This is a genomic window from Serratia sp. JSRIV001, assembly GCF_019968745.1.
Lineage (GTDB): Bacteria > Pseudomonadota > Gammaproteobacteria > Enterobacterales > Enterobacteriaceae > Chania > Chania fonticola_B.
Genome location: NZ_CP074147.1, coordinates 4,857,467 through 4,871,700, shown reverse-complemented (window position 1 = coordinate 4,871,700; position 14,234 = coordinate 4,857,467). Strand labels below are relative to the sequence as shown.

The 14,234-nt window shown below is 44.9% G+C and carries 10 protein-coding genes and 7 pseudogenes; 8 read left to right on the top strand and 9 right to left on the bottom strand.

The genetic code is table 11. The features are described from left to right. The first annotated feature begins 281 nt into the window (after positions 1-281). Positions 282-806 (top strand): LuxR C-terminal-related transcriptional regulator, encoded by a 525-nt coding sequence (locus KGP17_RS22550; protein WP_223498361.1) that lies wholly within the window; start codon positions 282-284, stop codon positions 804-806. Between the two features lie 316 nt (positions 807-1,122). Here the strand turns inward: KGP17_RS22550 and KGP17_RS22545 are convergent, their stop codons facing one another. Further along, a complete protein-coding gene (locus KGP17_RS22545) occupies positions 1,123-1,758 on the bottom strand; it encodes a TetR family transcriptional regulator (protein WP_024530856.1) in 636 nt (211 codons plus the stop codon). A 617-nt stretch (positions 1,759-2,375) separates the two neighbouring features. Here KGP17_RS22545 and KGP17_RS22540 point away from each other — a divergent pair. From KGP17_RS22540 to KGP17_RS22525, 4 genes and pseudogenes are all read left to right on the top strand, one after another. Further along, positions 2,376-2,981: an isochorismatase family protein gene (locus KGP17_RS22540; protein ID WP_223498360.1), complete on the top strand. Its 606-nt coding sequence runs from the start codon at positions 2,376-2,378 to the stop codon at positions 2,979-2,981. A gap of 203 nt (positions 2,982-3,184) precedes the next feature. Further along, positions 3,185-3,715 (top strand): spermidine N1-acetyltransferase, encoded by a 531-nt coding sequence (gene speG, locus KGP17_RS22535; protein ID WP_223498359.1) that lies wholly within the window; start codon positions 3,185-3,187, stop codon positions 3,713-3,715. Between the two features lie 68 nt (positions 3,716-3,783). Further along, positions 3,784-4,589 (top strand): annotated as a pseudogene (locus KGP17_RS22530) (IS5 family transposase). A gap of 731 nt (positions 4,590-5,320) precedes the next feature. Then, positions 5,321-5,581, top strand: coding sequence for a fimbrial protein (locus KGP17_RS22525; protein ID WP_071784475.1), 261 nt, complete (start codon positions 5,321-5,323; stop codon positions 5,579-5,581). Positions 5,582-5,941: 360 nt separating this feature from the next. Here KGP17_RS22525 and KGP17_RS22520 read toward each other — a convergent pair. Both KGP17_RS22520 and KGP17_RS22515 read right to left on the bottom strand, forming a co-directional pair. After that, positions 5,942-6,232 (bottom strand): annotated as a pseudogene (locus tag KGP17_RS22520) (DDE-type integrase/transposase/recombinase); the annotation flags it as partial. Between the two features lie 46 nt (positions 6,233-6,278). Next, positions 6,279-7,777 (bottom strand): IS3 family transposase gene (locus KGP17_RS22515; protein ID WP_371822214.1). Its coding sequence is split into 2 segments (ribosomal slippage): positions 6,279-7,345 and positions 7,345-7,777, totalling 1,500 coding nucleotides; the frame shifts between segments, so codons are not numbered across the junction. 126 nt (positions 7,778-7,903) lie between these two features. Here KGP17_RS22515 and KGP17_RS22510 point away from each other — a divergent pair. Continuing rightward, complete coding sequence (locus tag KGP17_RS22510; RefSeq protein ID WP_223498357.1) at positions 7,904-8,344, top strand: transposase; 441 nt, start codon at positions 7,904-7,906, stop codon at positions 8,342-8,344. A gap of 212 nt (positions 8,345-8,556) precedes the next feature. Here KGP17_RS22510 and KGP17_RS22505 read toward each other — a convergent pair whose 3' ends face one another. Continuing rightward, the gene (locus KGP17_RS22505) at positions 8,557-8,889 is read right to left on the bottom strand and encodes a multidrug efflux SMR transporter (protein ID WP_024530863.1); all 333 of its coding nucleotides are present in this window, start codon (positions 8,887-8,889) and stop codon (positions 8,557-8,559) included. A 333-nt stretch (positions 8,890-9,222) separates the two neighbouring features. Here KGP17_RS22505 and KGP17_RS22500 point away from each other — a divergent pair. Next, positions 9,223-9,566, top strand: a pseudogene (locus KGP17_RS22500) (IS1-like element transposase); the annotation flags it as partial. 226 nt (positions 9,567-9,792) lie between these two features. Here KGP17_RS22500 and KGP17_RS22495 read toward each other — a convergent pair. Continuing rightward, positions 9,793-9,972, bottom strand: a pseudogene (locus KGP17_RS22495) (transposase domain-containing protein); the annotation flags it as partial. Between the two features lie 82 nt (positions 9,973-10,054). Further along, positions 10,055-10,180, bottom strand: a pseudogene (locus tag KGP17_RS28035) (reverse transcriptase); the annotation flags it as partial. Between the two features lie 40 nt (positions 10,181-10,220). Between KGP17_RS28035 and KGP17_RS22490 the strand changes: the two are divergent. Continuing rightward, complete coding sequence (locus tag KGP17_RS22490; RefSeq protein ID WP_223498356.1) at positions 10,221-11,192, top strand: IS481 family transposase; 972 nt, start codon at positions 10,221-10,223, stop codon at positions 11,190-11,192. Here the strand turns inward: KGP17_RS22490 and KGP17_RS22485 are convergent. From KGP17_RS22485 to istA, 3 genes and pseudogenes are all read right to left on the bottom strand, one after another. Then, positions 11,187-11,732: pseudogene (locus KGP17_RS22485) on the bottom strand (reverse transcriptase domain-containing protein); the annotation flags it as partial. The gene KGP17_RS22490 and the pseudogene KGP17_RS22485 overlap by 6 nt on opposite strands. Positions 11,733-11,881: 149 nt before the next feature. Next, positions 11,882-12,637 (bottom strand): IS21-like element helper ATPase IstB, encoded by a 756-nt coding sequence (gene istB / locus KGP17_RS22480; protein WP_223498355.1) that lies wholly within the window; start codon positions 12,635-12,637, stop codon positions 11,882-11,884. Positions 12,638-12,661: 24 nt separating this feature from the next. Then, positions 12,662-14,214 (bottom strand): annotated as a pseudogene (gene istA, locus KGP17_RS22475) (IS21 family transposase). Between the last annotated feature and the right edge of the window lie 20 nt (positions 14,215-14,234).

Sequence of the window (14,234 nt, the reverse complement as noted above, 5' to 3'; positions counted from 1 at the left end):
AATTACACAACAATTAAGCTATGGTAAACCCCATTCTTTAATTTTAATAAGGGAAGTGACCTTGTTTTTACAGCATATAACACTTCCTTATTTTATATAAATTGAAATATAATCTGTTTTTTCGGAAATGTAATTATCTATCATGCGAGGTTTTATAATACTATTATTCACTAAATACACATTAAGTCATGCGTTGCTATATTCTTTTTCAATTTGGTTGTTATTTCTGATTTTTATTTCAAATGTAAATTTATCAACCTTACTATATTAAGGAGTGGAAGGTGTATACTTTATTGGTTAGTGACGATTATTATTACGCATATGGCTTTAAAAAGAAACGTAACATGAAGAATTTGAAACATGTAAGCTTCCAAAATTACAAACTTAATGAGTCTAATACTAAAGATTTATCTAACTTGATTTTACACGTCACCTCTGTAGAACAATTAACTTATTTAAAGAGCATGCGTTGTGGCATAACTACCGTTTTATATAATGATAAATTTAAGAATATTATTAATTTAATTCCAGTTCTAGGGAGCTTCATTATTATTAGTGATAGATATTATTCGGGGGTAAATGATCCTGAAGATAAGCATAACGCAATTTTTTATAGTAATAAATTAACGTGGCGAGAGGTTTCAATAATGCAACTTTACTGCAATGGTTTCAGCACGAATGATATTTCTATGGTTACACGGAGAAATGCTAAAACGATCAGTTCTATGAAGTATTCGATATGTAAAAAGCTTGGTATTGATAGAAGTAAAAAATTCAAAGACTTTATCTCAAAACTATCCTGGTAATAGAGTTTTTTGGGAGTAATACTCTGAGATGCATTTGAAAAAATGGAAAACCATGATTTCTATCATGGGCTTGTATTTTTGTTAATTCAATAGGCTCCTAATGATTGGATAAAGACTTTAGAATGAGGTGAAGCAATCTATAATGCCAACACCTCATCCTTCACTGTAGCACAATAAACGCCTTTGTCATATATCAACAGGATTGCGTTTGCAGCACCGATCGTCGTGATGCGTTTTCAGAAAGCCATTTTCTCGATTGTGCTTATATTTCATCCTCGATTGACATTCAATATTATATTGTTAAGGTTAACTGGCTTTATTTCTTAAGAATACCATTACAATTTGATTCCTTTAAATTAAAAATTGCAAATCGTAAAATTCTTTCTAGACTATTAATAATTTCATCACTTACATCTTCATACGACCACTTACAAGTATCATAAATTCCTTCAAAAAGAGCACTGAGATAAAAACTACATAGAACCAAGTCAAGATCTTCTGGTAGTTCTCCCGATGCTACTGCTCTCTTTAAACTTATTTTTATTTTGTTTAAAATAAATCTGTCGATAAACTTTTTCCAGCGTAATATCGGTGCGTTTTCATCTGTATTTTCAGTTTTAAAATATATTATTTCAATGATATTTTTAATGGAACCAGGTTGTGTTATTTTTTTTAGGTAAATCACTGCTGAGGATAATAAGTATTCCAGTACATCTGATTTTATGTCATGTTTTAATGGTTGTTCATCTTTAATTGCTCTTTTTATAACAGATAGACATATTTCAACTTTGTTTGTATAGTGCCCATAAATAGCTCCTCGTGAAAATCCGGAATCTAAGGAAATATGATTTATCGTACTCTCACCTACACCAAACGTAATAAAAACACGTTCTGCAGAGTTTAAAATTGCATCTCTGGTTTTTTGGGATTCTTCTGGGGTTTTTCTGGCCAATATCATTTCCTCGTATAGAGTTTAATATTATGCTGTTAGGTGCAGCTAATCACCAATATGATAATGATTTAGCTGTAGATACTCAAGGCCATCTCTATGTTGTTAACAACATGTTTCATTTTAACAAAAATATGAATATTTGTCAGTAAACGACTCTGGCTACATGAAGCACGGAATTTTGAACTGCTGTAGCAGTTGGCAAGTAGAGCTTTTCTTACCATGTCAAGGGAAAAGGGTCCATCGAGTGTGTAACTTCTTGCGGATGTGTGGTCTGACTATGATTATCTTTTACGCCATATCATGCCTGCTATGGTACGAAGCTTCATCTGGCAGTTTTCGCAAGGCTGCTAAGAGCATCAAGTTGTTGGACTCATTTCGTGATAGTGAGGCATGCATCTCGATTTTATTTTTTAATCAGTCGTGATTGACTAATTATGACTGTTGCTTTAGAGTGGGTGAGCATGAGTTACATACAAGCCTGTTATGGCTGTGGGGATTCACGTTACGCTTTTTAAATGTAAATGCTTTAAAGATTGTAGTATTCATTCTTGGGGGAGTGTTTATACCTAAATATTGTATGGTAAACGCGCCTAAAAAATTATAATGGATTGAGATATATGATGAATATTGAAAGGTTTGATGCTGAAAACTCTGCTCTTCTGCTCATCGATCACCAGATTGGCACTATGGGTTGGGCCAAATCGATGCCTTTTGAAATTCTGAAGCGTAACGCGTTGATGCTGGCTAAAACTGCTCATATATTGAAGCTGCCGGTAGTGCTCACTTCAAGTATGGAGGAACATGCACAAGGCCGATTGCTTAAAGAATTGGAAAGCATTTTGCCTATCGAATTTGAAAACAGGATCAAAAGATTAGGTGTCGTTAACGCTATGGAAGAAGCTAGCTTCGCTGCGGCAGTTAAGGCCACTGGACGTAAGAAGATCATTATTGCTGGGGTTACCAACGATGTTTGTACTGTCTACCCGGCCATTAGCCTAGTTAGAAATGGCTTCGACGTACAGGTAGTTGCTGATGCTGGTGCTTCACCAACAAAATCAGCAGATGATATCGCTCTACGTAGGATGGAGAAAAATGGCGTTACCTTGACAACAACTAATCAGTTAATCGCAGAGCTCGCTGGCAGTTGGAGCACCCAAGAAGGTGGCCAACTCGTCAAGTTGATCATGGAAGCATTAGAAGGGCAAATATACTATCATTACTAAATAGCATTGATGCTCTTATATGGCAGAGTTAATAAGGCTTATAAGAACTAATAACTATGTACAGGACTAATTTAACAATGAACTTTTATAGTCGGGCACTAAGTGATTAGCACGATATTATTACAATGAATTATAATTTAGTCGTTTTCTACTAAATGATGTTTTGAACCAAAAAATGTTTCATCAGTACTAAGGATTATTTGATGACTAATATAACCACAATAAAGTTGCGACCGCTCGAACGTGAGGACTTGATTTTTGTGCACCAGATGGACAACAACGCAAGTGTGATGCGCTATTGGTTTGAGGAGCCTTACGAGGCGTTTGTTGAGCTTTCAGATTTGTATGATAAGCATATTCATGACCAAACTGAGCGCCGTTTTATTATTGAAAACGACAGCGTAAAAGTGGGGCTTGTTGAACTGGTTGAGATTAATCATATTCATCGCAGAGCAGAATTTCAGATTATCATAGATCCTGTTCATCAAGGTAATGGCTATGCTAAGAATGCAGCTATTTTGGCAATGGACTATGGCTTTTCTGTGCTTAATTTGAATAAATTACATCTGATCGTGGACAGTGAAAACCAGAAAGCTATTCATATTTATACTAAGCTAGGTTTTGAGGTCGAAGGTAAATTAATTGATGAGTATTTCGCCAATGGTAAATATCGCAGTGTATTGAGAATGTGTATTTTTCAAAATAGATATTTTGATGTTTTCAAGTCAAAATGAATGCCTTTTGAGCCTATCCCAAAAGGAATTATCGTATAATGCGTTACGATAATTTCTGAGGGCGAAGTATGGCAGGTAACAAGTGGCAGATTAGCGATGAACTCTGGGAAAAGATGGCTCCACTGCTCCCGGAGGACAAAACCAGCCATCCGCAGGGGACGCATCGCAAGCGCGTCGATAATCGTGCCGCAATGAACGCCATTTTCTTTGTGCTCAGAACAGGTTGTCAGTGAAATGCGCTGAATGCGACAGGGATTTGCTCGTCAAGCTCAGCCCATAGTCGCTTCCAGGAGTGGCGCGATGCCGGAGTTTTCGAGCGGTTCTGGCAGAACGGATTACTTGCCTGCGAGAAACTAGATGCCATTGACTGGTCTTGGTTGTCGATGGATGGCTGCATGACAAAATCGCCACTTGCAGGCTCAAAAAAACAGGTCGCAACCCCACAGACAGGGGAACACAGGGCGTAAAACGGAGTCTGATGACCGATGCGAACGGGTTACCTCTCTCACTGGTTGTCTCAGGGGCAAATACCCACGACATAAAGCTGGTTGAAGATACGCTTGACGCGTTACAGACGGGCAGACCGGGGCACAGGCTCCCTCTGTGCATGGACAAAGGCTATGAAGCCGAATGGCTGGTAAATTGTATGAAAGCGAGTCGTTATGAACCTCACATCCAGTCGAGGAAAGAGGAATCAGAGGCGCTTAAAAACACGGACTTCAAGGCTCATCGCTGGGTAGTTGAAAGAACACATAGCTGGATGAATCGCTTCCGTCGCGTCTTGACACGCTGGGAGAAGAAGGTCGAGAACTACGAAGCGATGCTGCATTTTGCATGCAGCATTATTGTATGGAATAAAATCCTATTGGGATAGGATCTAAGGGTTATGGCGTGAGAATTATTAACTTCGCTTACCTTTTTATTGCATTGTTATGTGCTATGGTTTCTAACCAAGCTTTTGCTAATACTTTTTATAGCTACAATTGTACTAATACTCAATTGACAACCTCTCTACCCGCCAAGCTCGTCTATCAACCGGTATTAAATGTATTATTTGGTCAGGCTTTATCACGTTCGCGGAATTATGTACCGCGACTACAGGGGGGGAACACATATCATCAAGCAACTCTGAATACCTGCTCTTTAAATGGGTTAAGTGGAGTCTCTGTTAGTGTAACGGGCCCTCCAACAGTGACGGCAACAAGTACAGGAAATATCTGTTCACGACAAGCTGACGAAGGCAGTGCAAATAAAATGGTTGTCAATATATTAATTACTCGGGGCGCTGCATGTAACGTTTCAGTCACATTCTCAGTTGCTTTTACTATGACATCCACTAGCGGAAACAGTGGCACTCTTTCGAGTACCTTGGTTAGTGGACAACCCACTGGCTGGGTCTATTACAATACAGACACAAACAAAATAGGTATATCACCCTCTGCTACATATAATGTAACGCCATACACTTGCACATTGACCACATCAAATATTGCTGTTGCACTGCCTAGTACATCACTTTCATCTTAGACTACACCGGGTCTGTCATCAACGCTAACACCTTTTGCGATAACCTTAACAGGTTGTTCTGCGACAACAAGTGGTGCGGTGGCAAACGCAAGCTGGGTGTTTAATACGGTTACAGGATACCCAAACGTGATAGCCAATACGGGAGCCGCAAATAATGTTGGTGTGCAAATTTTAGATTCCACACAAACCCCCATTACTAACGGTGGAAAAAGTGTTATTGCAACGTTGACCTCAGCTTCAGTTTATAATGCTAACTATTATGCGAGTTATTACTCACTGGGTAACCCAACAACTGGAACAGTTGTTGGTAATGCGAAATTTAGCATAACATATAATTAATTTTCGTTTTTATTATTGCTGGTAACTGAGTTTTGATGCGTGCTGGATATAATTTTAGTTTTTGCAATCATATTTTTTTTGAGTCTGAAAAGTAGTTTAAAAATAGCTTTAATACAATATTTTTCACAAGGTAAAAAGATGTTTTTTATGAATATACCTATCAATTTTGTTGTTGGATATTATTTTTTGCACCCGGTTATGGATTGAATAAATAACTCTAGTGCACTTAAGTTAATTAAGGAAATGTCATGAAAAGAAACCTGTTTATAATGAGCCCATCGGCTCTGTTACTTATAGCTGTAACAAGGGTTCTGTCGCATTAACGGGCACAGGCCAGCCAAAGTGGGTGTTGCCGATTATTTAGGCAGCCAACAGATAAAATTGTTCCGCAGGTGACAATACCTCACTTTCCGGATGCTGATATTGTCCTTTGCGTATCATGTGGATCAATTCGATGCCCGCCAAAAGCCCCTGTGCCCGTCGAAACGATTTGAATCCCAGCATCGGTCTTATCCGGCGTTTGATATTGCGGTGATCTTGCTCAACCAGATTGTTTAGGTACTTACTTTGCCTCACTGTAATCGTTTCCTCATCGGGTTTGTCGGCGTTGAGCGTGGCCAAAGCCGCTGTGTTGGCCCCACTTTTATCGATAGCGGCGTTTTTCAAGGTAGTTGTCGCTTAATGTAATAAAATTACGTTATGCCGTCTCTTTTTCCGGGTTAAGGTAAACTTCCGGAATATAGTCCCAGTTGCGTAGCTGCTTACTCCAGCGTTCTGGATGTTGTTGGTGGGCTAGCCGGTAAACAGACTTTCTGGCTGCCAGTATTTTCATATCGAGACCCCGATGGCGTTCATCCGGCGTAACGTATTTGATCCCGCTGTGCTTATGCTCAAGGTTGTACCAGTTTACGAAACGACTTACCCAGGCCCGTGCGTCATCTATTGTGTGAAAGCCGTTCTCTGGCCACCAGGGGCAATATTTGAGTGTGCGGAACAATGATTCTGAATACGGATTATCATTGCTGACCCGGGGGCGAGAGTAAGAACTCAGTACGCCAAGGGCATACATTTTTGCCAGCAACGTAAAGCTGCGCATTGGGCTTCCGTTGTCGGAATGCAGCACCAGGTTACGGGATGAACATTTTTCATTCCACACCGCTCGTTGTAGCAGTTCTGCTGCATGTTCCCCGGTTTCACTGCTGAATACCTCTGCGGCAATAATTTTACGGCTATAAATATCCATGATCATATAGAGATAAAAGTGCTGACCTCTGACCCAGGACGGTAAATGACTGATATCCCAACTCCAGACCTGGTTCGGTGCAACCGCCTTAAGCACATCAGGCCGTTTATACTGGCATTCCCGGGACCTCCTCGTCAGTTGACTGGCTGATTTTAATACGCGATAAAAGGTTGATTCAGAAGCAATATAAACACCTTTATCCGCCAGCATCGGTACGATCACATTTGGAGGCAAAGAGGCAAATTCCGGAGAGTTGCATAACTCCAGAATTTGCAACCTTTCTGTTTCCGATAATTTATTTCGGGGGACACGGTCTGTTACACCGGGCCTTCTGTCTGCACTGATCACTCCACCATCACCATCAATCCAGCGCTGCAGCGTTCGGATCGAAATCCCGATACACTGACAGGCCTGGATCTTACGGGCGCCGTGATCGACAGCTTCACGGACAAGAGAAATAATTTTCTGCCGCTCCGGAAGAGGTGTCAGCCTTCCTCGCTGTTGTCCCAGAGGGCATTGAACTTTTCCCGCAGCATCAGGAGCGCAGCCGCTTCTGCCAGCGCTTTATCTTTGCGGGTCAGCTCCTTCTCAAGTTCACGCAACCGGCTTCTGATATCGCGTAACTCTTTATCTGCGCGGCGATTTTCCGTCAGTTTCATTTCATGAGCTTTGATCGAAATAACCCGCCACTCTTTTACCTGCTCAACAAAAAGCCCCTGACGGCGACAATAATCGGCAAGTTCCATTTCAGACAATGAAGCTGTTTCAAGAACAACCGAAAAGCGACGCTCAGGAGTCCATTCATCACCATCCACAGAGGAAATCCTTTCATTTTTTGGCAATAAGCCTTGTGCCACCAGTTCAAGTCGCCATTTTGCAACAACGGAAGAACTCAGAGCCAGTTTTTGTGCAATGTGTCTGACTGACCAGCTATAAGGAGGCTGGAGCCACATCACTCCCTTTTCTTTCACATCAATCGGTACTGCATGCGCAGGCATAGTCATTCTCCTTCAGAAAGTAAGCGACAACTATGCTGACACAGGGGGGGAATCAGCGTTCACTTTCACCGGAATACGCAGGTGGCGGCTTCCCAGCTCCGACATTACCGCGGCGGCAGCGTGGTCTATCAGTATTACGATCACCGTACGCAGCAATATAAACGCCAAAAAATCAGCCAGGAAGAAATGCTGCAGCGCTATATCAGCCATATTCCGGCACGGCATTTTAAGATGGTGCGGTACTACGGCTTTTTGGCCAACCGCAAACGGGGCCAACTGCTGCCGAAGGTTTACGAAGCGCTGTCGATGACGGTGCGGGATAAGCCCAAACGGCCCGGGTTCGCAGTGCTGATGAAAGGCTTCCTGGGCACAGATCCGTACCAATGCATCCTGTGCGGCGATCGGATGCGATTTGCCGGCGCCGAGGCTGGCAGGCATGCGACAGAATTACTGTCGGCCAGGCTGCAGCGGATGGAGAAAAAACGATGGCTTCAGGCACCGGCCCTGGATAAGTGCGCCTAAAAAACAGGTTTGGGATTAAAGATACAGCAAAACAGGCATTTTTACGCATAACCCTTTGTGATACCGCACCATCACGGGAGCTGCGCGCTACGGTTCATGGTCAGGGATCCTCAAAAAACGTGATCCAGATTCCTAACCATCAAGATCAGTCGATTGATATCCCTAACCATGGAGATATTTCTCTTTTAAATATAATTATGCACTCAATGACATTAATGGCCTGCAGTTTTAGAAAAAACCTGCACAACGATGACACCAAGAATTATTAAACCCATTCCTATTAGAGCCGAAAAATCAAGGCGCTGGCCATAAATATAGAATGATGCAATACTGACAAAGACAATACCCAAACCTGCCCACGTCGCATAAGCAATACCAACAGGGATAGTTTGCACTACAATGCTCAACATCCAAAAAGCTATCGAATAGCCAACAATAACCAACATTAATGGTATGGGTTTACTGAGGCCTGACATTGCTTTCATTGACGTTGTTGCAACGACTTCTGCACCTATTGCAATAGCGAGTAACAAATAAGCTTTCATATTAAAATACCATAGTTTATATGTCTATTACACACTTCAACACTCTTAATACTCATACCACTTTAGGATAACCAATATGATATTTTACAATAGAGTCCGAGTGCGTTGTTTTGTGACTTTTAAATTAAAAAATAAATACCTAGCAATAAAAATAATTAATTTTTATTGTCATGTGTTATTCATACCATTTCAAAGAACACCTCCTGAAAATATGTGCATTCTTAGAGCATATCCCAATAGAATTTTGTTCCAGACAATAATGCCGCAGGAAAGATGGGTGACGCCTCCAATTGGTTGAGTCTGATGTATAATGCGGGCTTTTGAGATTCTCTCATGGCCAGCGTTAAGGTTCATTGTCCCCATTGTCAGTTCACTCAGGTTTACCGCCATGGTCAGAACCCTAAAGGCTATGACAGATTTCGCTGTCGTGACTGCCACCGCGCGTTTCAGCTCACTTACATTTATGAAGCCAGTAAGCCGAGCGTTAAAGAGTAGATCACTGACATGGCCTTCAACAGTACCGGCGTTCACGATACCACTAGGACGTTGAAAATTGGCATTAACACCGTCATCCGGACTTTAAAAAACTCGCGCCAAAGCTAATAACACCACGCTGTCTGTTTTTCTGCTCTGGTGGCAAGACCTTACAATTGTCATGGCCACACCATGGAAGCCGCCCATTATGATTTGACGACCAAATAGCCTGTGATGCTCGATGACGGCATTGGACTGCCATTGGCCCGCACTTATCTTGAAATGCATTATACATTGATCGGTTTAACATATCAATCAGTCTTGATTGATTTACCCCATAGGTGGTGGCAATTGATTTTGCATTATCGATCGCCGCAAGCTATTTATGGTTAGAAAAAAGTAAGCGGCTCACCTGAGCCGTATTGACGTTTATTCAGCAGTAAGCTCGACTTTCCATGGCAGCAGATCACGAACCCGATTAGCTGGCCAGTCCTGGATATGGCCGGGGACGTAACGCAGCCATACCTCTGGATCCACACCTTTCAGCCGGCAGGTGCAGATCAGCGAGTACAGTATCGCTGCACGCTCTCCACCTTCGTCTGAGCCTGCGAGTCGAGTCAACCGAGGGGAATTTCCCCCCTCAGTTGCTCACAGAACCGGACGTGACAGTCTCCCGTCATACGGCTCCTGATCACTCATTCGTTGCACGAAGTAAATACCAGTGGGCAAACAGCTTGGGATGCTGCTTTCTTACCAAAGCCAACTTGTGCTGTGCTCTACGGTTCGAGAGCCTGAACTTCGACTACATCCACTTAAGTGTGTGATTCATAGACATAGTTTCACTATAATGCCTCACTATGAACAGGGAAATTCAACAGCGACTGCAGTGGGTAAAACTCTATGAAACGTCCGGTGATGCGGGGTTCGTATGCCGTCGCTGTGGCATTTCTCGGCCCACATTGCGTAAATGGTGGCGCAGATATCTTGCTCAGGGCATCGCAGGTCTGGAAAGCCATAGCTGTCGCCCTAAGCGCTCACCATCAACGAAAACTGGCGCAAGCGAAGTTGCTCTGATCCTGGAGTTACGTTCTCTGCGAAATCTGGGGGCAAGGCGGATTCAGAGCGAGTTAAAACGACTTCATTCAATCTCACTGGCAATGGCAACGATTCACAAAGTTCTTTGCCAGAATCAGGTTACACCTGTTGTTAAATTTCGGCGTAAAGCTGATTTTATTCGCTACGAACGCCCTGTTCCCGGTGACAGGGTCCAGATGGATACCTGTAAAATTGGCCCCGGCTTATATCAGTACACATCCGTTGATGATTGCACTCGCTACAGAGTCCTTAGGCTCTACTCTCATCGCACAGCTGCAAACACACTGGATTTTATTGAATGTGTTATTGAAGAAATGCCTTTCCCGATACAGCGCTTTCAGACCGACCGGGGAAGAGAGTTTTTTGCCGTTAAGGTGCAAGAAAAATTGAAAGAATACGGCATCAAATTTCGTCCAAATAAACCAGCTTCGCCTCATCTTAATGGCAAAGTTGAACGTTCCCAAAAGACAGACAAAGCTGAGTTTTACGCTACCGTAGATCTCTCCGTAGATGACCAGAAGGAGCAACTGGCAGAATGGCAGCATTACTATAACTGGGAACGTCCTCATAGCGCTCACAACGGTAAAACTCCGATGGAGCATTACTTCGAACTTGCTGAGCAAACACCATACTCTGATGCCGTTCAAGCAAACTATCAGCACAGCGACGAACACATACAAGAGCAGAATTACAGGCTTGAACTTGAGCTGAGAAAATTGAAACGATGTCTATGAATCACACAACTTAAGTAGCCGTGATTGTAAGGCACTCCACAGACGGTAGCTAAAATTGCTGTACCAGAACTTACCGTAGTACTCAATCCAGCCTCTGATCACCACATTGTATCGTTTCGCAAAATCCGTCAGACTTTCTGCTGTCGAGCGGTGTATTCGCCACTCTTTGATTGTCTTCGTGATCTTTTGCATCGCTTTCATTGACGCGCCCGGCATGCACTTCCGGTACAGCTCACCTTTATAGTTCTTCAGTGTCCGCACTTTGAAGTCATACCCCAGAAAGGTAAAACTCTTCGCGACATTTTGCCTTTCAAACGTATCAATATAGGCGATATTCGATTTCTCTTCATTGATCGTCAGCCCCACTTCGGCAAACCGTTTCGCTAGTCTGTCTTTCAGACTCATAGCTTCGCTCATCCTTGAAAAATGGACCACAATATCATCAGCATACCTTTCAAACGGTACACCTCGATATTCTCTCCCCATCCATTGGTCAAACGCATAGTGCAGAAACAGATTAGCCAACAGGGGCGAGACTACTGCGTATTCCGCTCTGTTCGATCACGGATTGGCATCGAAGTTCGATCACATATTGGCACCGAAGTTCGATCACATATTGGCACCGCAGTTCGAGCAGGATTTCGTCTCCGTTCGGTCAACCGGGATGAGTTAACTTTTTCTACTGCTTTTTAACCTGTTTTTTCCTCGCTTTCCACTGCCGTTTTGCTTTTCCTCATCGATTCTCCTTGTAGTACCAGTCTGTGGCCGTTATGCACCAGTCTGTCCAGGATCGCATCTGCCGTTGTCGGGCTCTCCATCAGCCCGTGCCACTTATCTACTGGGAACTGGCTCACCACCAGGGTACTGCTTTGTCCGTACCGGTCTTCCACTATTTCCAGCAGGTCGTTACATTGCGCGTTGCTCAGGGGTTCCAGACCCAGATCGTCCAGGATGAGCACCTGCGTTTTTTGCAGTTGTTTCAGGTGCTTCAGCCAGCTACCGTCTACCCGCCCCTGCGCCAGCATTTCCAGTAACCGACCGGTACGCCAGTACTGAACGCTGTGTTTCTGGCGACAGGCCTGCTCACCCAGGGCATTGGCGATCCAGCTTTTCCCACACCCCGTCGGGCCGGTGATCATGATGTTTTTCCGATGCGTGATGTAATGACCGTTCAGCAGCTCCCGCATCTGTTCGGCTCTCAACCCACTTGAGACGGGGTAGTGCAGCCCCTCCGGCGCTGCCTGGTATTTCAGGTTCGCACTCTTCCTCAGACGGGCCACCCGACCGTTTTCCCTGTTCAGCAGTTCGTTATCTGCCAGCAGGATCAGCCGTTCCTCGAACGACAACTCGCCGTAGGTCTGCGGTGTTTCTCGCTGGCGGATCAGGCTCCCTGCCATGGCCGGGAGCTTCAGTTGGGTCAGTTTGTTTAACAGGTTATCGCTCATGCCGTTTGTTCCTCTGTTTGTCAGTTAGTGGTAGTAGCCTGGACCGCGCAGGTTTTCATGCTCCAGCGAGGCCGGAGAGTGTTGTTCGCTCTGACTCGATAACGGGAGATCTTGGTTCTCGCGATTGTGACGCAGCAGGTTGTCGATGAAGCGCCTGTCCGGTGTTTTGTAATGCCAGGCGACGCAACTGGCTTTTTCCAGCCGCTCTTTTCCGTATTTTTTCTGCAGTGCGGTCAGACCGAGTACCGCACGGTAGGCCAGTTCCGGATAGGCTTTGGCTTTCAGCATGGCGTCAACCACTCTGCCGGTGAACGGGCCGATGCGACATCCCATCTCGACCAGACGTTCTGGCGTCCATGTCCCGTGCCCCAGGTGCCGAGCCGGCATGTGCAGCGGATTGGTAGAGTGCTTATATTCATGGAGGCTGCGCGGATGCTGCGCCACGCACTGTCCCTTGTGCCTGACCTGGACCACCGACTGACCTGGACCACCGACTGACCCGCCTTGAGCGACAGGCGCTGACCAACCAGCTCATGCGGGACCGAGTACCAGTGATGCGCATACTCAACGTGGTAGTCTGGGGCGACCTTCACCGCTTTGTATTCGGTGTACTCGTACGCTGCCAGAGGCCGCGACGAGAGCACTGGCGTATCCAGTTCGCGGAAGCGCTCTGCGCGGCTCTGGTTGCCGTACCCTTTCATTGGCCGGTTATTCATGTACGTCAGCAGCTCCCGAAGGCGGGTATTCAGCGCCCTGAGCGTGTAGAAGGTTTCATTGCGGATGCGGGCAAGCAGCCATCTTTCGACGATGAGAACGCCGTTTTCTGCTTTCGATTTATCTTTCGGCTTATAGGGGCGAGCCGGGATGATAACGGTGCCGTAGTGCTCCGCCAACGCCTGGTAACTGTCATTGATGACGGGTTCATAGCGATCGGCCTTTTTCACCGCGCTTTTGAGGTTATCGGGGACCAGCAGCTTCGGTACACCGCCCAGGAAGGTCAGACAGCGGCTGTTGGCGTTCAGCCAGGACATCATATCTTGACCTTCACAGGCCTCCACGTAGGTGTAGTTAGACGTCCCCAAGACGGCCACGAAGATGGCCACACGGCGAACCTCGCCGGTATCCGGGTTGATGACGGGAACCGTCGGGCCGCAGAAGTCGATAAAGAGTTTTTCACCGGCACGGTGCTCCTGGCGCATTGAGAGGCGGCGTGTTTTTTTCCACTCCCGATAGCAGCGGCAGAAGTGGGAGTACCCCATCGCCAGTTCCCCGGCCTGAGCCTTGTACTCCATCCATAGCAGTTGCCGCGTCACGCCGGATTTTCTCATCTCGGTATCGAAGTGAAGCAGATCCGGCATGACCCGCTCTGATGCAGGTATGCCTTTGGCCGGGAAGATGAGTTTTTCAAGGCCATCGTGGGATATCGCTTCAGGAAGAGGCCATGGCAGAGACGTGGCTTTAAAGCGGGCGAGAACCTCAAAAACCGTCGAGGCACTGATTTTCATCGTCAGCCCGATACAACGGTTGGTCAGCTTCTGGTCGAACTTGAGCTGAAGGATCTTGAAACAGGTTTCCATGGAACTCCTGGCTTTTCTCT

Coding starts and splice junctions, on each gene's coding strand:
- KGP17_RS22490 (WP_223498356.1), top strand. CDS start 10,221: ATGAACAGGGAAATTCAACAGCGACTGCAGTGGGTAAAACTCTATGAA.
- istB (WP_223498355.1), bottom strand. CDS start 12,637: ATGAGCGATAACCTGTTAAACAAACTGACCCAACTGAAGCTCCCGGCC.
- KGP17_RS22540 (WP_223498360.1), top strand. CDS start 2,376: ATGATGAATATTGAAAGGTTTGATGCTGAAAACTCTGCTCTTCTGCTC.
- speG (WP_223498359.1), top strand. CDS start 3,185: ATGACTAATATAACCACAATAAAGTTGCGACCGCTCGAACGTGAGGAC.
- KGP17_RS22505 (WP_024530863.1), bottom strand. CDS start 8,889: ATGAAAGCTTATTTGTTACTCGCTATTGCAATAGGTGCAGAAGTCGTT.